Here is a 26,929-nt window from a genome sequence, read left to right as displayed (position 1 = left end):
GTTCTGCAAGTACAACATCATGTCCAGCTTCTGCAAACTCCATGGCAATTCTACTTCCACCATAAGGTGCCTCCCCACCATAATTTTTAGGAAGATTTAATTGATTTACATACAGGTTTTGGTTTCCTGCACCATATACTGAGATTTTCATGCCCTCCACCATTTTCATTTAATATGCATGCTCAAGGTTGATGTTAAGGATATCTTTAACTTCATTGAGTTTTTCGAGAAGGGTATTTCCTTTATTTGTTAGGATAAATCCACCATTTCCATCTTTTTCAACAAAATCATGTCGTTCGAGAAAATCCATGTATCTCTTAAATACCTTCCAATCTAAGTTTGCATAATACATTATCCTTGTTTTTTTATAGGCCCCCATATTGATGGCATTTAGAATGCCAAATATTATCTCCATTTTGTCCCTTCTATTTCCATTTAAACCATAAATCGGCATGGAATAAAACTTTTGAACTTCTTTCACAAAAACCCACCTCTATATGTAAAAATATATATTTATACACATATGTATGTAGATAATTATAGTTATGTATTATAATATAATTTTGGATTTTAAGTAATAAAAAAATAATATATTTTAAAATTTCAACAACTAATTAAATCTATTTTACTCATATATATTATTAACGGCTAACTGATTTAGTTAAGTTTTTTTTAGATTTAGATAAATATAGTATTATTTCATTTACCTATTTTTCTAATTAAAATAGCCTTGGTTGGACATCTTCCAACACATAATTTACAGTTATGACAATATAATGCATTATATACATAATATTTTCCGTTTTTATCAATCTTCCATATTTTTGGAGCTTTTGGACAAACATCATAGCATTTTCCACATCCTATACATTTTTCCCTATCTACAATTATTTCCACAGTCATTTTTTTACCTATTATTTTTTAAGAATAAGATATATTAAATAATAAAAAACTATATATTTACGAAATACATCATGATATATACGAAAATCGGAGGTATAGTATGGATGAGAAGGACATGAAAATATTGAACATATTAATGAAAGATGGTAGAAAACCATATACGGAGATTGCCAAAGAACTGAGAACTAGTGAGAGCTCTATTAGAAAGCGAGTTAGAAAGATGGAAGGGGAAGGCATTATTAGAGGATATAGGGTGGAGGTGGAAGCTCCCAAAATTGGATATAATGTTGTCGCTTTAACAGGTTTTGACACTAACCCCGAGGATTTTTTAACTGTTGCAAATAAACTATGCGAATTTGACGAGGTTAAAAAGGTATGGACCTCAACAGGTGACCATATGATAATGACCGAAATCTGGGCAAAAGATGGTAGGGAACTATCCGAGATTTTATTTAACAAAGTCGGTAAAATCGAAGGTATAAAGAAAGTATGTCCTGCCATTATATTGGAACAGCTAAAATAAATTAATAATAAACTAAATTTCAACCATTTTATCTGGAACTTCAATACCCTTTTTTTTAAACCATTCTCCGTACCCTTTTACATCCATATTTTTAATATGCATAATTAACCATCCAATAATAAAGTTTAGTGCCTCCCTAAACTCTTTATCTCCTCCTTTTTCTATCTGTGGAGCCAATGTATCTACAACATACCTTACAAAAAATCTATGTATTTTTTTATGTTTCTCCAATTCTTCTTCTGGATAGCCGTATCTTTCCATAACCTCTTCTTCGTGTTTAAAATGCTTGTCAGTATAAGATACTACCTTTTCCACCAATAACTTCTTTGCCTCTTCTCTTTTATTATTCATTAACAAATTATATATGTCATTTATTGTTTTAACTAAAAATTTGTGTTCCCCATTAAATGCGGAAACTGTGGATTCTAAATCCTTTGTCCATTTTATTATCTCCATAAAAATCACATCTATAAATTAAATTATATTAAAGTTATATAATAAAAAAAATAAATTATTTGAAGTATCTATCAAGTATTCCCTTTAACATTTTTGCATGTCTTGCTTCATCTCTGCTTGATTCATCAAAGAAATCATGGGCAGGGTCAATATCCAATTCTTTTGCCTTTGTTGCAGCAGCTTTTTTCTCTTTGTTTGCCATACATTCTCCTTTTAACATCATTTCAATGTTTTCTTTTAAGTTGTCTGAAATTACTCCGTTCATCTCAGCAAAATGAGCTGCGTGTTCAGCTTCTTCGAATGCTATTCTTTTTAAAACTTCTGCAACTTCTGGAAGTCCCTCCCTCTGTGCCTGTCTTGCCATTGCTAAATACATTCCTACTTCTGCACATTCTCCTTTGAAGTTTGCTTCAACTTCTTTTTCCAAGTCTGTTCCTTTTGTTACTCCTATTTTGTGTTCGTTTATTACATCTACATCTACCATGATATCACCTTTTTTATTATTAAATAATGATGAAATAATCCTGATATATAGCAATATATAATAAAAAAATATAAAACAAAAAATATTTTTAAAATTTATTCCATTTCTTTTATTCTTACTGCTAATCTTTTACCCATGTTGTAGCATTTTTCCAATTCATCCTCTGTTGGAACATAGTATAATTCATATTCATCCAATACATTAAATCCACATTCTTTTAACTCTTCTGCAATTTTTTTAACTGCTCCTCCTTCTCCACCCATTGAACCAAATGAAATAGCAAGTCTTTTTAATCCTGTTCTACCAAATTTTAAACCTTTTAAGTAGTATATTATATCTCCAATTGATGGATATGGTTCATCGTATATTGTAGGTATTCCAAAGAGAACAGCTTTACTGTCAAGTATATCTTTAACAATTTCACTTCTTTCATCGTGGTGGAGGAAATACATTGCAACATCTACACCTTCGCTCATGAGACCCTCTGCAAATGCATGAGCCATTTTCTGAGTTGAGTAGTGCATTGTATCATAAACAATTGTAGCTTTGTTTTTACATTTTCCTGTTGCAAAGTTCTGGTATGCTTCAATTACTTTCATTGGATTTGTCCAAATCTGACCATGTGATGGTGCAATCATTTTTATTTTTTCCAACAACCCAAGCTCGATAACTTCATTGAATTTCTTCAATACAAGTTTTGATAATGGGGTAATTAAGTTTGCATAGAATTTCTGGTTTGCATCCATCAATACAGATTCTGGAATTTCATAGTCATATCTCTGTGGTAAGCACAAGTGCTGACCAAATGCATCGTTTGAGAATAAGATTCCTTCTTCGTTGTAGAATGTGAACATGCTATCTGGCCAGTGCAATAATGGTGCTTCAAGAAATGTTAAGGTTTTTCCACCAAGGTCTATCTTATCCAAAGATTTAACAACCTTAAATGGAGCTCCTTTTAAAGAGGGATAGTGCTTTTTTAATCCTTCAACTGCTACCTCAGTGCAGTATATCGGAGCTTCTGGGAATTTTCTGTGGATTTCAGGTAATGCCCCGGAATGGTCTTTTTCAACGTGGTTTTGAACTATTACATCTATTTTAAATTCCTTACCTTCTTTCTCAAAGGCATCTTTTATTCTACCCCACATTTGAGCGGATGTTCCTGGGTATGTATTGTCTATTAATGCAGTTTTATCCTCCCCAAATACTAAGTATGCGTTGTATGTTGTTCCCTTTAATGTGTATCCATGATACATCCTAATGTCCCAGTCCATTACTCCTACCCAATATACTCCATCTGCTATTTTAAAAGCATCTGCTTTCATTCTATCACCTTTTTTCAAATATATATTTTTTGATGGTACATATCTATCTTACGATATAATATAGTGCATTATTGAATATATTAATTTAACCGTGCGTATTTCGTCTAATTATCCATATAGCATACGAATTTCGAACAACACATATAAAACAATTATTAAAAATAACTTTATTAAGTAATATAAAAAATAAAAATTAAATTAATGTTAATATTGCAGGAAAATAGATATATCTAAATTATTTTAAGGTTTGAAGTCAATACCGTCTTTTCTACAAACACTTTTGCACTCAAAACATCGAATGCACTCCTTTTGGTCAATATTTTTAGTTAGTTTTATCTGCATTGGGCATTTTCTTTCGCATAATCTGCATTTTACACAGTTATCATTTAGTTTTAATTTAAATAATGATTTTATTGAAAGTATCGATAATAATGCCCCAACTGGACAGAAGTATTTACAAAAAGCTCTGGGAATAAAAAATGAAACTATTGTAAATGCCACCAATACGGTCAATGAAATTATATTTCCCGATATTCCCAATTCCGGTAAATAGGCATTATACGGACTTAATCGAATATAAATAAATATTACAAATAAAAATAATACCACATATTTTAAATATATCAATTTATTGTGGATATTTTCTGGGAGCTCCGGAAGTTTTTTTAATTTAAACAATTTAACCCTCAACATATAGCCGAGCTCGAATAGAAATCCCCATGGACACCACCAGCTACAAAATACCCTTCCAAAAATCAGTGTTAAGACAAGCACTACTATGGATATAACTATATAATTTTTTCCAATAGTTCCCGTAGTAATGAATGTATATACAATTCCTATAAAAATTAAAAAGAAACTGCCCGATAGAATAAATTTTATAAAAAATGCCGTTTGAGATATTTTTCTTAATATTTGGAGCTTATCCATAGTTTCACCAAAAAATTATAATAATATATAACATTGAAGTTATTTTATAGACGATATATTATTAGATTTATAAGGAGTTCTGCCCGAAAATTCCACATCTACCGCAAAATTTATTTTTACATTTGTATGGCAAAAGTGCTTTCTTTACGGCATCTAATGTAATATATCCTGCCTCGTGAAGCATGGTATCTTCCAGCTCCTTATCATATTCCATACTTCCCAAACATGGGTAGTTGTGGTGAGCGTTTGCTATCTCGTCCTTTAATTCGTTTATAATTTTTCCCTTAATTCTTTTGGATATATAGTAAGTTTCACCACATGGTGCCGATATAATCACCTTAACATCGTCTATTTTATGCCCATCTGATGATTTAATTTCAACCTGTGGAAATCCTATTTTAAAGTAGTTTATAAACTCATTTAAAACTTTTCTCTCATGTCTCTTTTTTAAAGCACAAAATGGCTTTGGATTTTCAAAATCCATTCCATTCTTTTCACACATTTCTTTTAAGCTGTTTCTCATGGCTATTGATAAATCAGATGGTGTTTCTGATGGAACAATTAACAATTTGTAATTTTTTTTCGCAAGCATGTTTGGGAGTTCATACAGTAAATCCTCATGAAGTTGAGCAACTGCCACATCACCCTCCGGGAGCTCCGGTATGTAATCGGAAGCATCCTCTATAAATTCATCCTCATCAACAGCCTCCAAAACTACCGCCCTTACATCATCTTTATAAGTCCAATCCCCTCGACAGTTATAACAATCTTCACAGATTTTGCAAAAATCTGGTTTATTCAGTAGATTTTTATAAAATTTTTCCATTCTCTGGTTTCCTTTGTGGTATATAAATGTAGCTTTCATAGTATATCACCTAAAAGTTAAAGATGAATTAAAATCCCCTATGATATTTCAAATCACTTTAAAAAGTTATTTTATATATTTTAAAAAATAGGACATAATTTTTATAAAAATTTGGATTATTATTTATTTTAATCTATTTAAATAAAATTATTTTATTATTTAACTGGTTCTATTTTAAAATAGCAGGCGTCTGCCCCCTGTGCCATGCATCTTATTTCATCCACCACCACAGTTTTATTTAGTATGCATTCGTAGGCACCAGCAAGGACTCCTGCATCAAAATAACATATGGGTTCATTGGATTTCAAACCATCGCACAATGCACAGTCATTTACTTTTATAATAAGGGGATTTTTACTTTCAATTTTCAACACCCCCAAGTTATTTTTTCTAAAAAACTTTTTCAATTCCATATAATTTTTTGGATTAATATATCGTCCAAACTCATATCCAATATCGTATAGCGTAATTTCAGAGTTTAACTCTTTAATTTTTTTCATCATAATCATAATCATAAGTCGTAATATTTCCAATGGGATATATTCTTTAATATTTCTATTTGTATATTTGCTTTCAATAAATGTGTATTTTTCTTTGTCATATCCCTTTTTTAAATGCTCAACAGTTTCCTTTATGAGCTCATCATCATTTGAAAGATAAATACTTCCTTCCTGTGTCGCGTCATCATCATTCTTTCCCAATATTGTAAGGAAGCCCTCCATATTTTTTGTTTTTAACTCCATTTTCATGTTATCTCTTCAAATACTTTTTTATATATATTTATTACATATAACTCACATATAATGATAATGGTGCTAATAACGGTAAAATATGCTGAAAAAGAGACGAAAAACGGAAGAATGAAGAAAAAATAATAATTTAAAAGAAAATAATATTATTTATAATCTGTAAAATTCCTTTGCATTTTTATATGTGGAGTTTATTATTTTATCATTTTCAACCCCAATTTTTTTCATACATAATTTTGTTCTTGGCAAGGCATAAATATCCGCCTTTAAACTTCCTAAATCACTGCTTAGGATGAATCTTTTATTATAATTTTTTATTATTTCTGATGCTTCCATAGGGCTTATTTTCATAGGTTGCACTGTTAAACCAATATAAACATCCCTATTTATTAAATCCACAGTATCTTTATTGATGTGGTCAATCATTACCAAATCATCCTTTATTTTCACCTCATCCAAAATTTTTAAAATTTCAAGTGATGCCTCTTTCTTATTCTTTTCAGGAGTATGAATAATTATCGGCATGTTGTAATCCTTTGCCAAATACAACTGCTCTTTTAAAAGGTTTTTCTCATCATCGGTTAAATAATGTAATCCAGTTTCTCCAATAGCCACAACATTTTCATTTTCAAAATACTCGGGAAGTTTTTTTATAAGCACATCCCAGTTTTTAGGGTATCCCATAGGGTGAGCTCCCACTGCAACCTTAACATTAACTCCTGCCATTTTCCCTCTTTTAGTCTCTAAGTTAATCAATCTATCCCAATGGTCTAAACAAACCTCTGGAACACTCATTTTATATGGGTCGTGGGCACAGGTAATTATTGTTTCAATTCCACATAATGCCATTTTTTCCAAATCTTCAAAACTTCTTACATCCAAATGGGTATGGGCATCTATCATAAAATCACCTATATTTAAGTAATTACTTTAATTTATTTAAGTTTTTATGAATTTTAAAATTCTATATATTAATTTTGTAGTTTTATAGTTTTATATATTTGAAATAATTATCAATTAACTTTTTTAATAACTTATTACTATCTATTTTAAAAATATTTAACCAGGGTGAATTTATGATAATTTTTGGCTTGTTTGGGAAAACAGGATGTGGAAAAACGGAAATTTTGCAAAAGTTAAAACAATACCATTCTGTTATAGATATTGAAGAGTGTGGAAACACGAGAGGAAGCGTATTGGGTGATTTATATCATCTAAAACAGCATTCGCAGGATGAATTTGAAAAACTATTAAAGAAACAGCAGGAAAAGGCGGAAGAAAAGGGCTACTGCATAGTAGAATTTGAAGGAAGAAAAATAGGCGGAACAGAAAAATTAAATATTCCCGAACCATTTTCTAACCTGAAAAGTTATAATTATAGTATAATAATAGAATGTCCCTATGAATGCCAAATACAGCGACTTTTAAAATATTATACTCCAAAAAACGAGAAAGAAAAAGAAATTCTTATTTCAAAATTCAAAACCCTTAAAACATTTTTAAGAATGCCTGATAAATTGGAGGCGCTGGATAATATATTGGAACTAATTGAAAAGGATGATTATTACAATGCCGCAATAGTCATTGAGGAAAAACTATATCGAGAATCTTACATGAGGTCTATAAAAAAGGTTAAACCTGATTTAGTGATTTGCAATGAAGACCTATACAAATCCGTTGAAATAATAAACAATTTTGTTAATGAAAAATTAAATAAATAAGCCATATAATCCATATAAATGAATTTAAAGGGATATAATGGACGAAGAAATACTTTCAAGGTTATTAACATTTAAAAATAATGTAATATTAGTAATACGGTTAAAAGATGGAAGAAAAATGATAACTGATGGTAAAAAAATACTTGCTGGAAAAATAAGTGGAGAGCTCGCATCATTTATTTTGAATTATTCGAAAAATATCAAAAATACCAACACACCAACTGTTGTAGAACATAGTGGTGAGCTTATATATTTTGAACCTATCAACATTAAAAAATATCTGAACTCCATAGGAATAGAACTTATAGATGAGCTCATCACAATTTCGGAATTTGAAGAGATGGATAAGGATAATATTATAATTGTAGATGCAAGAGCTCCGAGGGAATATGCCGAAAAAACAATTCCTAATGCTATAAATATTCCTCTATTTTTAGATAGGGAACACGAATTAATAGGAAAAACATATAAAAAAGAAGGAAGAGACAAAGCTATGGACCTTGCATCAGATATCATTGGAGAAGGAATAAAAAGGATAACTAAAACAGCAGTTAAACTTGATAGAAACAAGACAATTGTTGTATTCTGTGCAAGGGGTGGAATGAGAAGTCAGGCAATTGCCACAATCTTTAAACTGTTGGGCTTTAAAGTTAAAAGATTAGTGGGAGGATTTAAAAGCTATAACTTAAATAAAAGTAATTAATAATTTAATTAAAATAAGTTATTTCGTTTGCTTTATAATTTCTTCAAAAGGTATTGCTCCTTCTCGTATGAGCTCTATATCATCATTTACTATTTTAATTATTGTAGAAGGGGTTTTATATTTACATACGCCTGTGTCAATTATTAAATCTACCTTTTCCCTCAATTCTTCGCTTATTTCATAAGCGGAAGTTGGAGGTTCTTCTCCGCTTAAATTTGCGCTAGTTGCAGTTAATGGAACTATCGACAATTCCCTTATTGTATCATTATCTGGAATCCTTATTCCGATATAATCCTTTGAAACGATATCGGGTATTACATCTTTTTTCTTCAATATTATTGTCAGAGCTCCGGGTAAAAACTTATCAATTATTTTTTTGGAGATGTCATTTACATAGGCATATTTTTCAATATCTTCTTTATCCTTTAAAAATACTGAAATTGGTTTATTTGGGTCTCTTTTTTTCAATTCATAAACCTTTTTAACTGCACTTTCATCTAATGCATTTGCACACAACCCATAAATAGTATCTGTCCCGCAAATGATTATCTTTCCTTCCAATATCATTTTTTTAGCATTTTCTATTTCTTTCTTTAATTCTCTCCTTTTTTTTAATTTATTTAATTTCAATATTTTCATGATACCACAATTAATTTAAACATAAATTTATTGATTTCGTTAATTTTACTTAATTTTACTTAATTACAGCACCTTTTAAGGCATTTTTACAGGAACAGGTTTTTTTATAGTCACAATGTATAAAATCATTCGCTATCTTTAAAATTTTTTCCTCCATTTCCTTTATTGTATCAAAAACCTCATTAACGGTTAATTTATGCTTGGATATACCTGTGCAATAGTTGGATACTGAACATAATGAGGCATAACATATTTCGAGCTCTCTTGCAAGAACAACCTCGGGATATCCAGTCATTCCAACAACATCTCCTATATTCTTATAAAAATTTATCTCTGCCTTTGTTTCAAACCTTGGTCCCTCTGTGCATATATAAATCCCTTCGCTGTATTCATAGTTTCTTTTGTTTAGTATGTCCTTTAATATACAACGCATTTGTGGGCAGTAAGGCTCTGAAACATCTATATGAACTACTACACCATCCTCCCCATCGTAAAATGTGCATTCCCTTGCCTTTGTAAATTCTATAAAATCATCTGGAACAAAAAATGTTCCTGGTTTTACATGTTCCTTCAATGAGCCAACAGAATTTATTGCCAAAATTCTATCAACACCGAGCTCCTTCAAGGCATATAAATTTGCCCTATAATTTATTTTATGTGGTGGGGTGTTGTGTTTTAATCCATGTCTAAACAGCAAAACTGTATCATTTTCATCATCTATTAAAACCTTTGATTTTCCGTATTTTGTATTTATTATTTTCTCTTTACCTTTGTTTAGTATAGATGACACTCCGGTTCCTCCAATTATTCCTATCAAAATACCGCCTCCTATTTTTAATTTAAAATAAAAATTAAAATAATCCATTATTAATACTTATATATTGCAGATATTATTATATATTTAAATTATATATAAATGTTAAATAAATTGGTGGTATTTGAATGTTAAACAAATTATTTGGTCGTGTAGTTTCTGGAAAAGGTGAGGGAAGATATTATATGTCTTTATTGCCTTACAAAGAAAAATTTAAAAATATTCTTGGATATGAGCCTTATGAAGGCACTTTAAATATTAAATTAAATCAGGAAATAAATTTAAATAAATTGAATTCAATAATAATTGATGATTTTTATTATAAAAATAATAAATACTATGGGGTTAAAATAATACCTGTGAAAATATGCACAAAAGACTACTGTGTAATAGGTGCCATTATATATCCGAAAAAAACCGAACATCCCAATAATATAATAGAGGTAATAGCACCTATTAAACTAAGAAAATATTTATTTTTAAAAAACAATGATATTATCATGATTACATTAAACGGTGAAAAAAATGAATAATAACATAGAAAAAGCTATTAATGATTTAAAAAATGGAAAAATAGTATTAATTTATGATAGCGATTATAGGGAAGGGGAAACTGATTTAGTAGTAGCCTCTGAAAAAATTACCCCCACCCACATAAGAACCATGAGAAAAGATGGCGGCGGATTAATTTGCACGGCAATCCATCCAGATTTTTGTAAATCATTGGGTATTCCATTTATGATAGATATTTTTGATTATGCCTCCAAAAAGTTTCCAGTATTAAAGGAGCTCTATCCAAATGATATACCTTATGATGAAAAATCATCATTCTCCATCACAATAAACCATAGGAAAAGCTTTACAGGCATTACTGATAATGATAGGGCCCACACCATAAAGAAATTTGCAGAACTATGTAATGAAAAAAGATTTAGTGATTTTGGAAAAGAGTTTAGAGCCCCTGGACATGTTACATTGTTAAGAGCCACAGAAGGTCTTGTAAAGAACAGACAAGGTCATACAGAGATGACAGTCGCACTTGCTGAAATGGCGGGATTGACCCCAATTACTACAATTTGCGAGATGATGGGAGATGATGGATATGCTATGAGCAAAAGCGAAACAAAAAAATATGCTGAAAAAAATAATTTAATCCATTTAAGTGGTGAAGAGCTGATAAACTACTATCTTGAAAATATTGAAGAATAAATAAAATACCAATAAATAATTATGGAATTTTTATTTTCATTACTTTATTTTTATAATTCCTTTTAAATGCTTATTTGGTGAAATTATGACTATAAAAGTTGGTATAGCAGACACCACCTTTGCAAGGGTAGATATGGCATCTGCTGCAATAAAGAAATTAAATGAAATGACTTCCAAAATAAAAATAATTAGATATACAGTTCCTGGAATGAAAGACCTTCCAGTAGCATGTAAAAAACTCATTGAAGAAGAAGGATGCGAAATAGCCATGGCACTTGGAATGCCAGGGGGAAAAGATAAAGACAAAGTTTGTGCCCATGAAGCATCCCAAGGGCTTATGATGGCACAACTCATGACAAATAAACATATAATTGAAGTTTTTGTTCATGAAGATGAGGCTAAGGATGAGAAGGAGCTCGAATGGCTTGCAAAAAGAAGGGCAGAAGAACATGCTGAAAATGTCTATTATTTATTATTCAATCGGAAGTTCTTGGAAAAAAATGCTGGAAAAGGTTTGAGACAGGGTTTCGAAGATGTTGGAGCAGCAAGAGAATAAATCAAATAATAAGTAAGACATTAATACTTAAAAAATAAACATAAAACTTTTTTAATCTTAAAGAATTAGATAACCTATGATTAAACTTAAAAGTATCACTAAAAGTATATTATATTTTTTGTAGAGACCTAAAAATGCAAATATAAATATTAATATTGCCGGCAATGTCCAATTAACAGCCAATGCAAATTTTATAGTTACTGCAATCATCAAACCTACAAATGAAACCAATATACTGTGGAATATATTTTTAAACAACAGATTGTGTTTAAGACTATCAAATATTGGAATTGTAGAAAGTAAAATAACAAATGATGGAGTAAAAACACTTATTGTTGATACAATTGCACCAATTAACCCTTTGACTATATACCCAACAAATGTAGCAGTTATAACTATAGGACCTGGGGTAATTTGTCCTAGTGCTATACCATCCATGAACGTTTTAGCATCTATAAGTCCATGGACATCTACAATCTCGTGTAGCATAAATGGAACTGAACCATATCCTCCTCCAAATGCCATTATATCTACTTTTATCATTAAAATAGATAGTAAAAAAATACTTGGGTCAATTATCCACAATGAGAGATTAAATAATGCTATGGTAAATAAGATATAAAAAACATACCTATATATTCTCAATTTTTCTTTTGTTATTTTTAGTTTTAATTGTGATTTTTTAAAATCATGTCTGTAAATTATTAGCCCTGCGATTACTGCTATAAAGATGACAATAAATGGGCTAAATTTTAAAATAAACAAAACTGCCGCAACTGATAGTAAAATTATGTCTAACTTATCTTTAATACTTTTCTTACCAAAACCTAAGGTTCCATTGGCGGCTAATGCAACGACTACTATCCTCAATGCCTCAAATATTGGTATTGTCTCAGGCAATGATTTTACATAGAGATAAATAATTGTTAAAAATAACATCAGAAAAAATGCAGGTAGAACATAAGCCATAAATGCTAAAAAAGCCCCTATAATCCCACCAATTTTAAACCCCACATATGCAACAACTTGCATAACTGAAGCTCCAGGGATTATTTGAGACAGTGCTACTCCGTTATTAAAATCTTTTTCATCTAACCATTTTTTCTCCTCTACAACCATCTCTCTAACATATGCAACCGCCGTAGGTCCTCCAAATGCAATTATTCCAAGTTTTAAAAATGAGAGGAAAATGTTCAATGGTGAGGGTTTATCCTCCATGTTTTCACCCGACATAGTTAAGCATTAAATTAAATATTTTTGATATTTTAAAATTCCGAAACATCTATAAAAAATTACCAAAATTAAACTAAATAAACCTTTTGATAATACATAATTCATTTATGAAATGAATAATCCTCCAAAATTAAGTTATCTATTCAAAAAAATTTTAGGAATAAATTTAAGGATTTTCACGAAATGTAATCTTATTTTCTATTCTATAAATTTTATACATTGGTGGGTTTTACAGGAGGAGGCTTTTTAAATTCCATTTTATATATTTTGGTAATTTATAGATTTTATAGATTTTGGGAGTTAATACCATAATCATATCTAAATGTTCCCCTAACCTTTATAACATCTTCCTTTATCAATCCACAAAATATTAATTTTTGGAGCTCCGATAAAAACTCTGATTCCGAGATACCCATCTCCTTTGCAATTGCAAGAAGTTTTCCCCTACCTTTTATAATGCCTTCATCTTGTATAATCTCCAATATTATGCTCTTTTTATATTTTCTCTTTATGCAGTCAAAAATCATTTCTTTTTTACTATCTTTAAATTTAGAATTTTCACTTTTAAATTCTTTTAATTTGCTATATTGTTCTGGTGGAGCATATAGCCTAACATCCCATGATTTCATATATGCCCATTTTAAATTTTTTGCAAGGGGTGAAATTTCATCCAACCTGTATTTTTTATCATCGATTAAAACTGTAATATTGTGCTCATTTATTTTTGGATAGCCAGGAATATCTAAAAATATGGTAGTTCCTAATTTTTCAGAGAGCTCATACTCCAAGTTTTTAATATCGTTTTCATCCAAATTTATCAACAACCACTTCTCTTCAGGGGTTAAATCACCATACCTAAATGTTAAAATATTTTTAAATAAATGTCTTTTATCCAACATTCCAATTAATTTATTTCCTTCTCCCTCATTTCTTCTTAATGTGCTTACTAAATCTATATCATCCATTGTTGAAAGGTCCTGTAAATTAAACAATTTTTCATTTAATCCATAAATTGTAGCATTTTTTAGCATTATTTCAGCTATTCTTGAAGTTGGATGCATATATACCGTGGGATACATCTGATATCTTGCAATTAATAACGATTCAACAGCAATTATTCCCTTCTCCAAAACCCCCAATTTTGGTCGTATATCTTCAAATAATACCATACATCGTATTAACCTTGCGTAATCGATTGAGCCATAAGCTACACCGGTGTGATAACTATCTCTTAGAAGATAATCCATTCTATCTGCATCTACATCCCCACTAAGCAGAGCTCCTTCAAATCCCTTAGATTGTAAAACATCCACTATTTCATTTGGAGTATAATTTTCAAAATCCATTTTTTTAATTTTTTTTCTTGTAAAATATTCATGATTATAACCGCATATTTCAAGGGTGTGTGAAAATGGAGGGTGTCCTATATCGTGAAGCAGTGCTGCAATCCTTATTAATCCTACATCTACATCTTCTAAATTCTTAGAGATTTCTCCTGCAACATGCATTGTTCCTATGGAATGTTCAAATCTCGTATGATTTGCACTTGGATAAACCATACATGTTAATCCAGTTTGTTTTATATTCCTCAGCCTTTGAAACTCTGGTGTGTCGATTATGGCTATTTCATTACTGCTGAGGGGTATATCTGTATATATTGGGTCTCTTATAATTTTCGTTTCGCTCATAAAAAATAGTTTGATATACTAATATATAAATTTTTATATTACTTTATTTATTTAATTAAACATATGAATTAATTGAAAAATATAAATAAAATAGATATAAGAAATAATAATAAAAAAATAGAAATTAAAAATAATAATATTAAAAATAAAAAAATAAAAAATTATTATTAAATTATTTTATGCTAATATTCTATTGATGGTATCTTGAATAATCCTCTTTTTTCGATGAAGTTTCAGCTGCTGGGGTCCTTCCATATTCCTCTGCCAATTTTTTATATATATTCATTTCTTCCTTTCTAACGGAAGGCTTTATTTTTTTCAAGGCTTCTTCAAAGTGCCTTAACTCAACTTTTTCAGCGTTTAAATTCTCCCTAAGTGCTATCATTGCAGCTTCTCTACATATCGCCTCTATATCGGCTCCAGTGTATCCTTCTGTTTTTTCTGCAAGTTTCTTCAAATCAATATCCTCTGCAAGAGGCATGTTTTTAGTATGAACTTTGAATATATCATACCTTGCTTCTTTGTCTGGAATTGGAACTAAAACTATCCGATCAAGTCTTCCAGGTCTTAACAATGCAGGGTCAAGTATATCTGGCCTGTTTGTTGCAGCAATTACTACAACATCCTTAGGTTCTTCAAGACCGTCGAGCTCAGTCAATAATTGATTAACTACCTTCTCAGCTACACCACTTCCACCAATATCTGAACCCCTTCTTGGAGCAACACTGTCTATTTCATCGAAGAATACAACAGTTGGTGCAGCTTGTCTTGCCTTTCTAAATATTTCTCTTATTGCTTTTTCACTTTCTCCAACCCATTTGGAGAATATTTCAGGTCCTTTTACACTTATAAAGTTTGCCTGTGATTCATTTGCAACAGCCTTGGCAAGTAAGGTTTTACCAGTTCCAGGAGGTCCAAATAACAACACTCCCTTGGGGGGTCTAATTCCCATTTTTTCAAATTTATCTTTATACTTTAATGGCCATTCGACAGCTTCTTTTAAGTCCTGCTTTACCTCTTCCAATCCTCCAATGTCGCTCCATTTCACATTTGGAACTTCAACAAGAACTTCCCTCAATGCAGATGGCTCAACTTCTTTCAATGCCTCTTTAAAGTCTTGCATTGTTACTTCGATTTTATCTAGGACTTCCTTAGGTATTTCTTCCTTCTCTAAATCAATATCTGGAAGCAATCTTCTAAGTGTCTTCATTGCAGCTTCCTTACATAGTGCCGCCAAATCTGCACCAACAAACCCATGTGTAACATCTGCTAAGTAGTCTAAATCAACATCCTCTGCAAGAGGCATATTTCTTGTGTGTATTTGGAGAATTTCTTTTCTTCCTTTTCTGTCTGGAACTCCGATGGTAATTTCCCTATCAAATCTTCCAGGTCTTCTCAATGCAGGGTCTAATGCATCTGGTCTGTTTGTTGCAGCAATTACTACAACCTGCCCTCTACTTTCAAGACCGTCCATAAGTGTTAGAAGCTGAGCAACCATTCTTCTTTCAACTTCTCCTGATGCCTCGTCTCTTTTTGGAGCTATTGCATCAATTTCATCAATGAATATTATTGATGGAGATTCTTCTTCTGCCTCTTCAAATATCTTTCTTAAATTCTCCTCAGTTTCTCCAACATATTTACTCATTATTTCTGGACCGTTGATGGTGTGGAAATTTGCCCCAGCTTCATTTGCAACAGCCTTGGCAAGTAAGGTTTTACCAGTTCCAGGAGGTCCTGCAAGCAAAACACCCTTTGGTGGTTCTATACCTAATTTATCGAATAATTCAGGATATCTCATAGGGAGCTCAACCATCTCCCTAATTTTCTTAACTTCTTCCCTTAAACCACCAATATCCTCATAGGTAATGTCAGGTATTTTAGTTTCTTTTAATTCAGATACTGGTTCTGTTTTTAATTCAACAGTTGTAAATTCATTTATTCTAACGGCACCCTTTGGTGTTGTTCCAACTACTATAAATGGAAATGCTGTTCCTAAAACCCCGATTACAACCCTTGAACCTTTACTCACGACCTGTCCAGACAATCTGCTTTTTACATAATCTTCAAATCCAGCACTAAATCTTACTGCCTGCATTGGTGCAAGCACAATTTTATTGGCATCTTTAACTTCTGCCTTTTTTATTTTAACTTTGTCCCCAATTCCTGCCTTTGCATTCTGCCTTATAATACCATCCATACGTATAATATTTTTCCCTTGGTCCTCTAAATAACCTCTCCATACCGTTGCGTATGTTTTGGATTTACCTTCAATTTCCACCACATCTCCCGATTTTAAACCTAATTTTTCCATGGTAATGGGATCTATTCGGACAATTCCCTTGCCCACATCCCCTTGATATGCTTCTGCTACTATCAATTCAACCATAATATCACCCGATATAAAATGATATGATTATAAATATTAAGATTCATCTTTTATTTAAAGATATTTTATTAATGAAATATTATTTTTTTTTAGATTTTAATTAATAGTAATATACCTTTGAACTTCTATATAAAGTTTTTGGTTTTGTGTAATTAAATGCACTATCATATGATATTAACTCTTCTGAACATCTACCATATGAAACCTATAAAATCTTGTAAATCCACAATTTCTACATCTTACATACATACCAGATTCTGTAATTAATATATCCTGTGGAGCATATTTTTTACAATTGTAACATTTTGCATTTTTTTCTAAAAACCAGTTATCATACTTCATTTTTTTATCTTTTTCAATTTCTATAATGTTGTCCTCTTCAATCCCTACTTTTTTTAGAATATAATATCTTGTAGCTCCACAGTTGGAACACTTTACAAATGCCTGATTTGAATATATTTCAATTATTTGGTCGGCTACTTTACCACAGTTATAACATTTCGTCGTATATATTAATTTCCAACTGTCCATATATACACACCCTTTTATTATAATGTTTTATTATAGTCCCATATATTTAATTAATCTTTGCCTTTAACATCTTTAAATTTTCCAAAACTCTCTTATTAACTTCTTCATATATGCTATTTCCATTTGAATCCATTGCAACCATCAATGGTCCAAAATCTTTAACTTCGAGTTCCCATATTGCCTCGGGCATTCCAAGCTCAGGATGATAAACACCTTTTACATCAATTACGGAATTTGCAAGTAATGCAGCACATCCGCCAGGTGCTGCAAGATAAACTACACCGTATTTTTTAAAAACATTTAACAGCTCTGTTTTCATCCCTCCCTTACCTATTATTGCCGATATTCCAGTTATTTTAATGAATTCTACTTCTACCTCGTTCATCCTTGCCGATGTTGTTGGACCTATTGCTATGCATTTCCATTTATTATTTTCTTTTTTCATTATAGGTCCTGCATGGTATATTACCCCATTTTTCAATTTTTTTACGATATTATCATTACCACTATTACTATTATCCTCCCCAATATTTTTCATATTTTCTTTTAGGATAATTATATGTGCTTCATCTCTACCAGTATATATGATTCCATTTAAATAAACTATATCTCCGACCTTTAAATTCTTTACAGTATCCTTTGAAATAGGAGTTTCCAATCTCAAAATATCACCATATTATTCCATAATATATCTATCTTTAACAATATATATTCTTTTTCAACATATATAAAAATTTATAAGAAAATTTATTAAAAAGCCAAATAACATTCCAAGAATCACCTGTAAAAGTGTATGTTTTTTTAGATAAAGACGAGACCACATAGTCAATATTAAAAATACAATATAGCAATATGTTAATAATAACAGCAAATAATGGTTATTACTATATTTTAATAGATACAATAATATCATTATTAATGTGGATAATCCATAACAATGCATACTAATCTTCCAGAATAAGGTAATGATTAAAATAAAAATGATATTTACCAAAAATACCTTGGAAAAGAAATCATTAAAAACAAAACATATAATAACTCCATAAACTGCCAATAGGATTAATGGGATTATTCTACAATTTTTATCTTCAATATCCCAATTTTGACCTTTTAATTTTGCAGATGCTAACCATACAATACAGGGTATAATCGCCAATGCTATTAATTTAAATATATCATGTATGGCAATTATTAGAGTAATTATCAATAAAAATGGAAAAATATAAGATATATATTCTGCAAATTTTTTTTTCATATAATATCCCAAAGATATATTTTAATAATATATAATAAATTTTTAGTATATTGACATCTAAGACTTTTATAATTTACATATTTTAAATTAATATTTAATTCCCTAATAGTAATCCTCTGATACAATATAAATTAATATAATTAAATAATATTAAAAATAGTGATAATATGAAAATCTACAACACATTAACAAAAAAGAAGGAAGAATTTAATCCAATAAATGGGCATGAAGTTAAAATGTATGTTTGCGGACCTACGGTTTATGATTATGCCCATTTGGGTCATGGAAGAACTTATGTGGCATTTGATACCATTAGGCGATATCTCGAACATAAAAATTATATCGTCAAATTAGTTATAAATTTCACAGATATAGACGATAAAATTATAAATCGTGCAAATGAAAAAGGAATAGCACCAAAAGAACTCACAGATATATTTATAAAATCATTTTTGGATGATATGGAAAAACTGAATATTAAACCCGCAGATGTATATCCAAGAGTTTCGGAACATGTGGATGACATAATAAAATTCATAAAAATACTTATAAAAAAAGGATACGCCTATGTGGCTGATGATGGAGTTTATTTTGATGTAAAAAAATTTGGGAACTATGGAAAACTGAGCAATATCAACTTAGATGAAATGATAGCGGGACATAGGGTTGAAAAGAACCTAAAAAAGAAAAATCCAGAAGATTTTGCATTGTGGAAGTTTACAAAACCTAATGAACCAAAATGGGATAGTCCGTGGGGAGAAGGGCGACCTGCATGGCACATAGAATGCTCTGCAATGGGAATAAAATATTTGGGGGAACAGTTCGACATCCACGGTGGAGGAAACGATTTAATATTCCCGCACCACGAAAATGAAATAGCTCAAAGTGAGGTTTATACTGGCAAAAGTCCTTGGGTAAAATACTGGATGCATACTGGATTTGTGATGGTAGATAAGGAAAAAATGAGCAAAAGTCTTGGAAATTTCATTAAACTTAAAGATTTAATTGATAAGTATGATTTTGAGGTAATTAGGTTATTCCTACTGCAAAGACACTATCGTTCCCCACTTGACTACTCAGAAGAAGGATTGGTTGATGCAAAAACCAACTTGGAAAAATTATACAACACCTTAAAAAATATCGATGCAACTATTAGGGGCTCACATATAAAACATGAACTACATGAAATCGATATAAAAACCTATGAAACCATTAAAAATGCTTGGATAAACTTTTATAACGCCATGGACGATGATTTCAATACACCTGAGGCACTTAAATATGTTTTCGAAGTTTCAAATGCCATAAATAAATATATAAATACATCAAACAATCCAAACAAAAGTGTGTTGATAAAGGCACTTGAATTCTTTAAAATGATTGGAGATATATTTGGAATATTCAATAAATTTGATAGTAAGAGTAATGAAGGAATGGAGAATAATTTAATAAATATTTTAATAAATATCCGTGCAAAGTTGAAAAAGGAAAAAAATTACAATTTGGCTGATGAAATAAGGGACGAATTAAAAAATATAGGTATTCAGCTTGAAGATAGTCCAAAGGGAACTATTTGGAAAAAATAATGAATAATTAATAATAAAATTAAATAATGAAAAAATAAATAAAGAATAAAAGTAAAAAAAGATGATAATATGAAGAAATATTTTTTATTATTTCTATTACTAACCATACCAATAAGTGTTGCAGATGTGTCCATAGTGGCACCAGCAGTTGCTGAAACGGATTATGGATATATAGGAGCTCCTGTAAATATGGATGTAAAAGTGTTAAATGGTAGCGGTCATGTGTATATGGACACTATGCCTATGACTCAGCTTGATATGCAAGGCTCGGCAAGAATAGCCGCAAAGGTAGCCTTTGATATATGTGGAAAAAATCAGAAGGATTATGATGTATATTATGTTGTTAGGTCCAATGTTCCAGTAATTGGGGGTCCATCAGCAGGAGCTACATTGTGTGTAGCCACAATAGCAGCATTGAATAATTGGAGTCTAAATAAAAATGTCATGATGACTGGGATGATTAATCCAGATGGAAGTATAGGTCCAGTTGGTGGTATTTTAGAAAAGATAAAAGCCGCAAAATCCATGAATGTGAAATATTTTTTAATACCTTATGGAGAAAGGTATGTTTCAGCAGATGATTTAACAGATAACAACAATACCGTGGATGTAGTAAAATATGGCAAAAGTTTAGGAATAAATGTTATAGAAGTTAAAAGCATCTATGACGCAGTTTATTACTTTACAAATCATAAAATTGTAGAAAAAGATTACAAATCAAACCCAGTAATTAATTCTATATACAGCAATATGATGAAAAATCTATCCGACAAGGTATTAAAAAAGGTAAATAACAACTATGAATATGTGAAAGACAGATTGGAGTATGAATATGAATACAATATACGAATGAATTATAATTTAAAACATGAATTGGATGAAAAATTAAAAACTTCAAAAGCCAATATAAACTTGGCTAATAATCTTTATTTAAATAAATCATATTATGCCGCTACATCAAAGGCTTTTGGAGCTTTAATAAACCTTGAAAGTATCAATACAACATTAAATTATATTGATAGCGATGATGGAAAAGATTATGTAAAGGGATATTTATTAAGTATCCAGAATAAACTAAATAATGAGAAAAATTTAATAGATAATGAAAATTTATCAAAAAATAACATAGAATACATTGTAGCATCCAAAAGCCGAATATATGAAGCAGAAGAACTTATCGATAGTGCATGGAAAGAATACTACAACAATAAACCATTATCTGCTATAAAATACGGAGCTTATGCAAAATTAAGAGGAGATAGTGCTATTTGGTGGTTATATTTAAATAATAAATACAATAAAAATATAAAAAATAGAGCAATAAATAAATCTGATTTAAAATACCTTGCCCAAGAGTATCTCGATAACTCAGAAGTTGTTGTGCTTTATTCTTCCATGATATTTCCAACAGATTTAGCAAATAACGCCATGAAAAATTTGGATGATGCAAAGGAATATTATAACCAAAGAGCATATTTATTGTCAATTTCAAAGAGCATTGATGCCTATGTATATGCCACAACATCTCTAAACTATATGGAGGATACCAGTTATTTAAAAGAACTGGCAGAAAAAAAGATAAATTTAGCGGAAAATTATGGTAATGGCATTATTCCCATATCTGCACTTGGATACTATGAATACGCCAATACCTTTAACGATAAAATGTCAAAGATTTTATATTACAAATACAGTATGGCTTATGCTCAAATGGATATTGACATATTGAACGAGATAAATGAAAATACCTCAAATGTATTGGAATACAATATAGTTAATAGAAGTATTCCCACTAATGTAAATAATATTACTAACAACAATACCAACAGTAATTTTGGAAATAATAAAATCACCAGCATATCAGATATAATATTCCTAATAATTGGACTATTTTGTGGTATATTTGTGGGATATTTTTTAAAAAAGAGGGAGAATAATAATTAGGATAATTTAAAAATAAATTAAAATAATAAATGTGATAGTATGGAAAAGCCGATTATATGCAAAATAAAAGAAGTAATAACAGAAAGTCCAACGGTGAAAACATTTATACTAAATAAAGAGTTTGATTTCAAAGCCGGTCAGTTTGCCATGGTATGGATTCCAGAGGTGGATGAAAAACCATTGGGTTTTTCCATAAAAACAGGTTTTAGTGTGGCAAAGGTCGGGAGATTTACTCAAATTATGCACAATTTAAAAGAAGGAGATTTAATAGGCGTTAGAGGACCTTATGGAACATCTTTTGAACCCTTAGGGGATAAAGTCCTTGCAGTTGCAGGAGGTATTGGAGCTGCACCAATTGTAAGTGCTGTGGAGGAATTTTCAAAAAAAGGTATTGAAATTACCACAATACTTGGGGGACGAACAAGGGATGAATTATTATTTATGGAAAGATTTAAAAAGTGTGGAAAGCTTTATCCATGTACAGATGACGGAAGTTTTGGATACAGCGGTTTTACAACAGATAAAATGAAAGAGATATTAAAAACTAAAAATGAAAAATTCGATTTAATAATTACCTGCGGACCTGAAATAATGATGAAAAAGGTTGTAGATATTGCAAATAAATACGATATTCCTGTTCAGGTTTCATTAGAACGATATATGAAATGCGGCATTGGAATCTGTGGGCAGTGTGCTGTTGACGATGAGGGTTTATGCGTATGTAAAGATGGTCCAGTATTCTGGGGAGATAAATTAAAATATATATCCGAATTTGGAAAATATAAAAGAGATGCAAGTGGTAAGAAGAAAATTATTTAAAAAAAATATGGTGGTGAGATTATCATTATCGGGGCTCAGGTATCAAAAAACTTCGTAAATATAAAAAAGTATATACAGATACAGCAGTGCGGGATTGATTTAAGAGTTGGAAAAATATTCAAATTAAAAGGAATTGGAACTATTGATTATACCAATGAAAAAAGAGAACTCCCAGAATATGTTGAAATATTCGACTCTGAAAAGAATGAAAAAATCCAACTTGATACTGGGGTATATATTATCCAAATAGCGGATAAAATAAAAATCCCAAATAATATGGCAGGTTTTGCCTATCCAAGAAGTAGCCTACTAAGGATGGGATGCACCATTTATACCGCAGTTCATGACCCGGGGTATGAAGGTCAGCCTACCTATTTAATGCATGTTTTAAACCCAATTATCATTTATAAAGATGCAAGAATTGCCCAAATAGTATATATTGAATGTAATAAGGTAAATGGAGAATATGAAGGAATATACAACGAAAAAATAAAATAAATAGAATAATAAAAAAATTAATAGCTGTCAAATCGGCTAATTTCCGTAATTTCTCCAACCAAATTTTTATTTATCAATTCCTTTGCTTTTTCTGTGTCGTAATTGCCCAATAAATACATCATTTTAACCAATGCAACTTCTGGAAGCATATCTTCACATCCAATTACTCCCAATTTTTGGAGCTCCCTACCGTTTGAATACACATTCATGTTTATTCTTCCGTTAATAGTTTGGGTAGTCATGGCAACTAAAACGCCCTTATCTGTTGCATATTTTATGTTTTCAAATATTGTTTCAGGGGCGTGCCCCAACCCAGTTCCTTCAATTACAATCCCCTTATATCCATTATCCACATAGTAGTTTATTATGCTTCCGTCTATTCCTGGATATATTTTTATTAATGCCACCTTTTCTTCTAAAATTGTATTTATGTTAATTTTTTTATCGTTATTACGTTCATTACCTTTAACTTTTTTAGACTCTCTTAAATATTCAATCTCTTTTGTGAATGGGTTTATTTTTGCAACAGGGATATTATTTATTGATTTAAAGGCGTCTCTTCTTGATGAATGAGATTTTCTAACTTTTACCCCTTCATGTAGGTAGCAGAATGTATCCCCGCTTTCTCCGTGCATAACAACATAAACTCCTTTAATTGGTTGAGTACATGCAATTACAGCACTTATAAGATTCAAAGCTGCATCCGATGAAGGTCTATCACTACTTCGCTGAGCTCCCACAAGAACTATTGGAATATCAGCATCAACCATGAAGGATAATGCTGCTGCTGTGTAGTGCATTGTATCGGTTCCATGAGCTATTACAATTCCATCGGCACCATTTTCAATTTCCTTCTTAATCTCTTCTGCAATCATCTTCCAATAGGATGGTGTCATATTTTCACTTAATATATTTAAAATAGCTCTTCCCTTTATATTTGCAATATTTAGCAATTCAGGAATTGTTCTTATTAAATCCCCTGCTGTAAAAACCGGATGAACAGCACCTGTATTATAATCTACCCTTGAAGCCACTGTCCCACCAGTTGATAAAATAGATATATTTTTTAAATCATTTTTCTTTCCAATTTTTAGTGGTGGAAGTTTGTATTTTGGTTTTTCCCCTTTTTTTATTAATTCTATCGATTTTATTTTATTCTTTGAAATACCTATGTTGTATCCATTTTTCATTTTAATTACTATAATATTTTCATCCAGTGATGGCATTATTGTTCCAGTATATATTGTATTTTCCGTTTTTACTGTTATTAAATCTCCAATATTATAATCATTCATAATTTCACCAAAAGATAAGAATTTATAAATATTTCTTAACATAGAATTCAGCATTTAAAACACTTGCACCAGCAGCTCCCCGAATGGTGTTGTGTTCAAGGGCCGTATATTTAACTGTGAATATTGGGTCTTTTCTAATTCTTCCAACACTTATAGACATGCCCTTTCCTGCATCTCTGTCCAACCTTGGCTGAGGTCTGTCAATCTCATCTCTAACAATAATAGGTTTAGCATAGGTAGGAAGGTTATATTCTTTTAACGGGTCAAATTTATTCATAACTTCTTTAATTTTTTCTGGTTCTACCTCTTCCTTAGTTTTAACAAATATACTTTCAGTATGACCATCGATTACAGGAACCCTGTTGCATGAAACTCCTATTTTAAAGTCTGCGTTTATAAATTTATTATTTTCAAATTTACCAAGGAGTTTTAAACTCTCAGATTGCATTTTTTCTTCTTCATTTCCAATATAAGGTATTATATTATCCAATATTGCCATTGACGGAACACCATTATATCCCGCACCGCTTATTGCCTGCATTGTGGTAATATTTACTAAATCAAGTCCAAATTTATCCATTATTGGTTTCAATGTGATTACTGCCCCTATGGTGGAACAGTTTGGATTTGTAATTATGGCACCATCCCAGTTTCTGTTTTCTCTCTGAATCTCAATCATTTCAAAATGTTCGGGATTTACCTCTGGAATAATAAGTGGAACATCATTTTCCATTCTCATTGCTGAGGCATTAGAAAAAACTAATTTTCCAGCTTTTGCAAATTCTGGTTCTAATTTCTTAGCCAAATCTGATGGCAGTGCTGAAAATACTATATCTACATCTTCAAATGCTTTGTGGTTTGCATCTGTTGGAACTACAATTTTATTTACCACTTCTTCTGGAATTGGTTCTGATTGATACCAATAACAGGCATCAGCGTATTTTTTTCCCGCACTTCTCTGTGATGCTGCCAAAACTTCCAAATCAAATATAGGATGGTTTTCAAGCATTTGGATAAATCTCTGCCCAACATTACCTGTTGCTCCTAAAATACCCACTTTTATATTCATTTTTTTCACCAAAACTAACTTATAAAATTAGAACATTGAAGATTTATTATAATTTATATTATAATAGTGCTTTTATATATATATTTTATATTTTTAATAAATTTAATGAAAATATATTTTTTATTTTAGTTAAAAACAGGATATTTAATATTTAATATAAATACATCGCAAAATTATGTGGCAATTTATAGTTATTAACATGCCACTTCTGTGGGTTTTTGCTATTATTGGTAATGACTGTTGATAAGTATTTAATATATTTTGCAGGACTATAATTTCATAACATTTCAGAAATTTTACTAAAATAAAACTTATAGTTAATATAAAACTCTCTTTATAGCGTTCCAAACTAAATAACTCTGAGGTCTTATAACCTCCTTTATCGGATTTAAGAATAAGATATTCGTTTTAACTAAGAATTCTTTAATATCTTCATCAATTTTATATTCATCAACAACATATTCTTTTTTAAATAATAATAAAGCTTTAATAACTTCATCGTAATTTATTTCATTATACTTTCCATTCTTTATCCTAATAAGCAATTTTTTCAATTTTGAAGACTCTATTCCTAACATCTCATTTAGTATATTGTTCAACTCTTCATACCTCATTTTATCAATAACTTTATAAATTAAAACTGGCTTCCCACCAACATAAAAATATATTTCCTCTTTTTCTTCATTGGAGAGATTTTTATTCAATATTTCATTGGATAAAAAATCCATAAACTTTAAGGCAGTTTCTCTAT

29 protein-coding genes and 2 pseudogenes are annotated in these 26,929 nt (G+C 30.5%); 10 read left to right on the top strand and 21 right to left on the bottom strand.

Features of this window, described 5'->3' with window-relative positions; genetic code table 11:
- From F7B34_RS04115 to F7B34_RS04105, 3 genes and pseudogenes are all read right to left on the bottom strand, one after another.
- Window positions 1-151, bottom strand: a pseudogene (locus tag F7B34_RS04115) (H(2)-dependent methylenetetrahydromethanopterin dehydrogenase-related protein); the annotation flags it as partial.
- Between the two features lie 18 nt (window positions 152-169).
- Window positions 170-481 carry a winged helix-turn-helix domain-containing protein gene (locus F7B34_RS04110; protein WP_292460570.1) on the bottom strand — a complete coding sequence of 104 codons (312 nt, stop codon included), beginning with the start codon at window positions 479-481 and terminating at the stop codon, window positions 170-172.
- Window positions 482-699: 218 nt separating this feature from the next.
- On the bottom strand, window positions 700-903 hold the full coding sequence (locus F7B34_RS04105; RefSeq protein WP_292460569.1) for a ferredoxin family protein: 204 nt from the start codon (window positions 901-903) through the stop codon (window positions 700-702).
- Window positions 904-1,003: 100 nt separating this feature from the next.
- On the opposite strand from F7B34_RS04105, the gene F7B34_RS04100 reads away from it, so the two are divergent.
- Complete coding sequence (locus F7B34_RS04100; protein ID WP_292460568.1) at window positions 1,004-1,426, top strand: AsnC family transcriptional regulator; 423 nt, start codon at window positions 1,004-1,006, stop codon at window positions 1,424-1,426.
- Between the two features lie 12 nt (window positions 1,427-1,438).
- On the opposite strand, the gene F7B34_RS04095 is transcribed toward F7B34_RS04100, so the two are convergent.
- From F7B34_RS04095 to F7B34_RS04065, 7 genes are all read right to left on the bottom strand, one after another.
- Window positions 1,439-1,882 (bottom strand): bacteriohemerythrin, encoded by a 444-nt coding sequence (locus F7B34_RS04095; RefSeq protein ID WP_292460567.1) that lies wholly within the window; start codon window positions 1,880-1,882, stop codon window positions 1,439-1,441.
- Window positions 1,883-1,937: 55 nt separating this feature from the next.
- Entirely contained in the window at window positions 1,938-2,366 is a 429-nt protein-coding gene (locus F7B34_RS04090) for a ferritin family protein (protein WP_292460566.1), read from the bottom strand.
- Between the two features lie 95 nt (window positions 2,367-2,461).
- Entirely contained in the window at window positions 2,462-3,688 is a 1,227-nt protein-coding gene (locus F7B34_RS04085) for an FprA family A-type flavoprotein (protein WP_292460565.1), read from the bottom strand.
- Window positions 3,689-3,928: 240 nt separating this feature from the next.
- Entirely contained in the window at window positions 3,929-4,618 is a 690-nt protein-coding gene (locus tag F7B34_RS04080) for a 4Fe-4S binding protein (protein WP_292460564.1), read from the bottom strand.
- A 67-nt stretch (window positions 4,619-4,685) separates the two neighbouring features.
- Window positions 4,686-5,483: a DUF166 domain-containing protein gene (locus F7B34_RS04075; protein ID WP_292460563.1), complete on the bottom strand. Its 798-nt coding sequence runs from the start codon at window positions 5,481-5,483 to the stop codon at window positions 4,686-4,688.
- 155 nt (window positions 5,484-5,638) lie between these two features.
- Window positions 5,639-6,232 (bottom strand): V4R domain-containing protein, encoded by a 594-nt coding sequence (locus F7B34_RS04070; protein WP_292460562.1) that lies wholly within the window; start codon window positions 6,230-6,232, stop codon window positions 5,639-5,641.
- A gap of 150 nt (window positions 6,233-6,382) precedes the next feature.
- On the bottom strand, window positions 6,383-7,135 hold the full coding sequence (locus tag F7B34_RS04065) for a TatD family hydrolase (protein WP_292460561.1): 753 nt from the start codon (window positions 7,133-7,135) through the stop codon (window positions 6,383-6,385).
- A 173-nt stretch (window positions 7,136-7,308) separates the two neighbouring features.
- On the opposite strand from F7B34_RS04065, the gene F7B34_RS04060 reads away from it, so the two are divergent.
- Complete coding sequence (locus tag F7B34_RS04060) at window positions 7,309-7,953, top strand: selenouridine synthase SelU-like subunit (RefSeq protein ID WP_292460560.1); 645 nt, start codon at window positions 7,309-7,311, stop codon at window positions 7,951-7,953.
- A gap of 37 nt (window positions 7,954-7,990) precedes the next feature.
- A complete protein-coding gene (locus F7B34_RS04055) occupies window positions 7,991-8,656 on the top strand; it encodes a selenouridine synthase SelU-like subunit (RefSeq protein ID WP_292460559.1) in 666 nt (221 codons plus the stop codon).
- A gap of 18 nt (window positions 8,657-8,674) precedes the next feature.
- On the opposite strand, the gene F7B34_RS04050 is transcribed toward F7B34_RS04055, so the two are convergent.
- Window positions 8,675-9,295, bottom strand: coding sequence for an L-threonylcarbamoyladenylate synthase (locus tag F7B34_RS04050; protein WP_292460558.1), 621 nt, complete (start codon window positions 9,293-9,295; stop codon window positions 8,675-8,677).
- A 55-nt stretch (window positions 9,296-9,350) separates the two neighbouring features.
- Window positions 9,351-10,112, bottom strand: coding sequence for an MTAP family purine nucleoside phosphorylase (locus F7B34_RS04045; protein ID WP_292460557.1), 762 nt, complete (start codon window positions 10,110-10,112; stop codon window positions 9,351-9,353).
- 125 nt (window positions 10,113-10,237) lie between these two features.
- Between F7B34_RS04045 and ribK the strand changes: the two genes are divergently transcribed.
- The 3 genes from ribK (at window position 10,238) to ribC (ending at window position 11,874) form a co-directional block, all read left to right on the top strand.
- Window positions 10,238-10,642, top strand: a complete 405-nt coding sequence (gene ribK, locus F7B34_RS04040; protein ID WP_292460556.1) for a CTP-dependent riboflavin kinase — start codon at window positions 10,238-10,240, stop codon at window positions 10,640-10,642.
- A complete protein-coding gene (gene ribB, locus F7B34_RS04035) occupies window positions 10,635-11,318 on the top strand; it encodes a 3,4-dihydroxy-2-butanone-4-phosphate synthase (protein WP_292460555.1) in 684 nt (227 codons plus the stop codon). Before ribK ends, ribB begins: the two co-directional genes overlap by 8 nt.
- Window positions 11,319-11,403: 85 nt before the next feature.
- Window positions 11,404-11,874, top strand: a complete 471-nt coding sequence (gene ribC, locus F7B34_RS04030) for a riboflavin synthase (protein ID WP_292460554.1) — start codon at window positions 11,404-11,406, stop codon at window positions 11,872-11,874.
- Window positions 11,875-11,931: 57 nt separating this feature from the next.
- On the opposite strand, the gene F7B34_RS04025 is transcribed toward ribC, so the two are convergent.
- The 6 genes from F7B34_RS04025 to F7B34_RS04000 form a co-directional block, all read right to left on the bottom strand.
- A complete protein-coding gene (locus F7B34_RS04025) occupies window positions 11,932-13,092 on the bottom strand; it encodes a chromate transporter (RefSeq protein WP_292460553.1) in 1,161 nt (386 codons plus the stop codon).
- 299 nt (window positions 13,093-13,391) lie between these two features.
- Window positions 13,392-14,795, bottom strand: coding sequence for an HD domain-containing protein (locus F7B34_RS04020; protein WP_292460552.1), 1,404 nt, complete (start codon window positions 14,793-14,795; stop codon window positions 13,392-13,394).
- Between the two features lie 190 nt (window positions 14,796-14,985).
- Complete coding sequence (locus F7B34_RS04015; protein WP_292460551.1) at window positions 14,986-17,181, bottom strand: CDC48 family AAA ATPase; 2,196 nt, start codon at window positions 17,179-17,181, stop codon at window positions 14,986-14,988.
- A 174-nt stretch (window positions 17,182-17,355) separates the two neighbouring features.
- Window positions 17,356-17,712, bottom strand: a complete 357-nt coding sequence (locus F7B34_RS04010) for a hypothetical protein (RefSeq protein WP_292460550.1) — start codon at window positions 17,710-17,712, stop codon at window positions 17,356-17,358.
- A 46-nt stretch (window positions 17,713-17,758) separates the two neighbouring features.
- The gene (locus F7B34_RS04005; RefSeq protein WP_292460549.1) at window positions 17,759-18,376 is read right to left on the bottom strand and encodes a FumA C-terminus/TtdB family hydratase beta subunit; all 618 of its coding nucleotides are present in this window, start codon (window positions 18,374-18,376) and stop codon (window positions 17,759-17,761) included.
- Between the two features lie 54 nt (window positions 18,377-18,430).
- Window positions 18,431-18,967: a phosphatase PAP2 family protein gene (locus F7B34_RS04000; protein ID WP_292460548.1), complete on the bottom strand. Its 537-nt coding sequence runs from the start codon at window positions 18,965-18,967 to the stop codon at window positions 18,431-18,433.
- 167 nt (window positions 18,968-19,134) lie between these two features.
- On the opposite strand from F7B34_RS04000, the gene cysS reads away from it, so the two are divergent.
- The 4 genes from cysS to F7B34_RS03980 all read left to right on the top strand — a co-directional run bounded on the left by cysS (window position 19,135) and on the right by F7B34_RS03980 (window position 23,814).
- The gene (gene cysS, locus F7B34_RS03995) at window positions 19,135-20,553 is read left to right on the top strand and encodes a cysteine--tRNA ligase (protein WP_292460547.1); all 1,419 of its coding nucleotides are present in this window, start codon (window positions 19,135-19,137) and stop codon (window positions 20,551-20,553) included.
- Window positions 20,554-20,622: 69 nt separating this feature from the next.
- Window positions 20,623-22,497 (top strand): S16 family serine protease, encoded by a 1,875-nt coding sequence (locus F7B34_RS03990; protein WP_292460546.1) that lies wholly within the window; start codon window positions 20,623-20,625, stop codon window positions 22,495-22,497.
- A 39-nt stretch (window positions 22,498-22,536) separates the two neighbouring features.
- On the top strand, window positions 22,537-23,316 hold the full coding sequence (locus F7B34_RS03985) for a dihydroorotate dehydrogenase electron transfer subunit (RefSeq protein ID WP_292460545.1): 780 nt from the start codon (window positions 22,537-22,539) through the stop codon (window positions 23,314-23,316).
- A 21-nt stretch (window positions 23,317-23,337) separates the two neighbouring features.
- A complete protein-coding gene (locus F7B34_RS03980; protein ID WP_292460571.1) occupies window positions 23,338-23,814 on the top strand; it encodes a deoxyuridine 5'-triphosphate nucleotidohydrolase in 477 nt (158 codons plus the stop codon).
- Between the two features lie 17 nt (window positions 23,815-23,831).
- Here F7B34_RS03980 and gatD read toward each other — a convergent pair whose 3' ends face one another.
- From gatD to F7B34_RS03965, 3 genes and pseudogenes are all read right to left on the bottom strand, one after another.
- A complete protein-coding gene (gene gatD / locus F7B34_RS03975) occupies window positions 23,832-25,109 on the bottom strand; it encodes a Glu-tRNA(Gln) amidotransferase subunit GatD (protein WP_292460544.1) in 1,278 nt (425 codons plus the stop codon).
- A 22-nt stretch (window positions 25,110-25,131) separates the two neighbouring features.
- The gene (asd, locus tag F7B34_RS03970) at window positions 25,132-26,178 is read right to left on the bottom strand and encodes an aspartate-semialdehyde dehydrogenase (RefSeq protein WP_292460543.1); all 1,047 of its coding nucleotides are present in this window, start codon (window positions 26,176-26,178) and stop codon (window positions 25,132-25,134) included.
- Between the two features lie 317 nt (window positions 26,179-26,495).
- A pseudogene (locus tag F7B34_RS03965) lies at window positions 26,496-26,929 on the bottom strand (ATP-binding protein); the annotation flags it as partial.

This window comes from Methanothermococcus sp., assembly GCF_015523155.1.
Classification (GTDB): domain Archaea; phylum AGJL01; class Methanococci; order Methanococcales; family Methanococcaceae; genus Methanofervidicoccus.
This window is presented reverse-complemented; position numbering and strand designations above follow the sequence as displayed.

Coding starts and splice junctions, on each gene's coding strand:
- F7B34_RS04025 (WP_292460553.1), bottom strand. CDS start 13,092: ATGGAGGATAAACCCTCACCATTGAACATTTTCCTCTCATTTTTAAAA.
- ribC (WP_292460554.1), top strand. CDS start 11,404: ATGACTATAAAAGTTGGTATAGCAGACACCACCTTTGCAAGGGTAGAT.
- asd (WP_292460543.1), bottom strand. CDS start 26,178: ATGAATATAAAAGTGGGTATTTTAGGAGCAACAGGTAATGTTGGGCAG.
- F7B34_RS04075 (WP_292460563.1), bottom strand. CDS start 5,483: ATGAAAGCTACATTTATATACCACAAAGGAAACCAGAGAATGGAAAAA.
- F7B34_RS04095 (WP_292460567.1), bottom strand. CDS start 1,882: ATGGAGATAATAAAATGGACAAAGGATTTAGAATCCACAGTTTCCGCA.
- F7B34_RS04100 (WP_292460568.1), top strand. CDS start 1,004: ATGGATGAGAAGGACATGAAAATATTGAACATATTAATGAAAGATGGT.
- F7B34_RS04080 (WP_292460564.1), bottom strand. CDS start 4,618: ATGGATAAGCTCCAAATATTAAGAAAAATATCTCAAACGGCATTTTTT.
- F7B34_RS04060 (WP_292460560.1), top strand. CDS start 7,309: ATGATAATTTTTGGCTTGTTTGGGAAAACAGGATGTGGAAAAACGGAA.
- F7B34_RS04015 (WP_292460551.1), bottom strand. CDS start 17,181: ATGGTTGAATTGATAGTAGCAGAAGCATATCAAGGGGATGTGGGCAAG.
- F7B34_RS04050 (WP_292460558.1), bottom strand. CDS start 9,295: ATGAAAATATTGAAATTAAATAAATTAAAAAAAAGGAGAGAATTAAAG.
- gatD (WP_292460544.1), bottom strand. CDS start 25,109: ATGAATGATTATAATATTGGAGATTTAATAACAGTAAAAACGGAAAAT.
- cysS (WP_292460547.1), top strand. CDS start 19,135: ATGAAAATCTACAACACATTAACAAAAAAGAAGGAAGAATTTAATCCA.
- F7B34_RS04070 (WP_292460562.1), bottom strand. CDS start 6,232: ATGAAAATGGAGTTAAAAACAAAAAATATGGAGGGCTTCCTTACAATA.
- F7B34_RS03985 (WP_292460545.1), top strand. CDS start 22,537: ATGGAAAAGCCGATTATATGCAAAATAAAAGAAGTAATAACAGAAAGT.
- F7B34_RS04105 (WP_292460569.1), bottom strand. CDS start 903: ATGACTGTGGAAATAATTGTAGATAGGGAAAAATGTATAGGATGTGGA.
- F7B34_RS04065 (WP_292460561.1), bottom strand. CDS start 7,135: ATGATAGATGCCCATACCCATTTGGATGTAAGAAGTTTTGAAGATTTG.
- F7B34_RS04020 (WP_292460552.1), bottom strand. CDS start 14,795: ATGAGCGAAACGAAAATTATAAGAGACCCAATATATACAGATATACCC.
- F7B34_RS04055 (WP_292460559.1), top strand. CDS start 7,991: ATGGACGAAGAAATACTTTCAAGGTTATTAACATTTAAAAATAATGTA.
- ribB (WP_292460555.1), top strand. CDS start 10,635: ATGAATAATAACATAGAAAAAGCTATTAATGATTTAAAAAATGGAAAA.
- ribK (WP_292460556.1), top strand. CDS start 10,238: ATGTTAAACAAATTATTTGGTCGTGTAGTTTCTGGAAAAGGTGAGGGA.
- F7B34_RS04000 (WP_292460548.1), bottom strand. CDS start 18,967: ATGAAAAAAAAATTTGCAGAATATATATCTTATATTTTTCCATTTTTA.
- F7B34_RS04090 (WP_292460566.1), bottom strand. CDS start 2,366: ATGGTAGATGTAGATGTAATAAACGAACACAAAATAGGAGTAACAAAA.
- F7B34_RS04010 (WP_292460550.1), bottom strand. CDS start 17,712: ATGGACAGTTGGAAATTAATATATACGACGAAATGTTATAACTGTGGT.
- F7B34_RS04085 (WP_292460565.1), bottom strand. CDS start 3,688: ATGAAAGCAGATGCTTTTAAAATAGCAGATGGAGTATATTGGGTAGGA.
- F7B34_RS03990 (WP_292460546.1), top strand. CDS start 20,623: ATGAAGAAATATTTTTTATTATTTCTATTACTAACCATACCAATAAGT.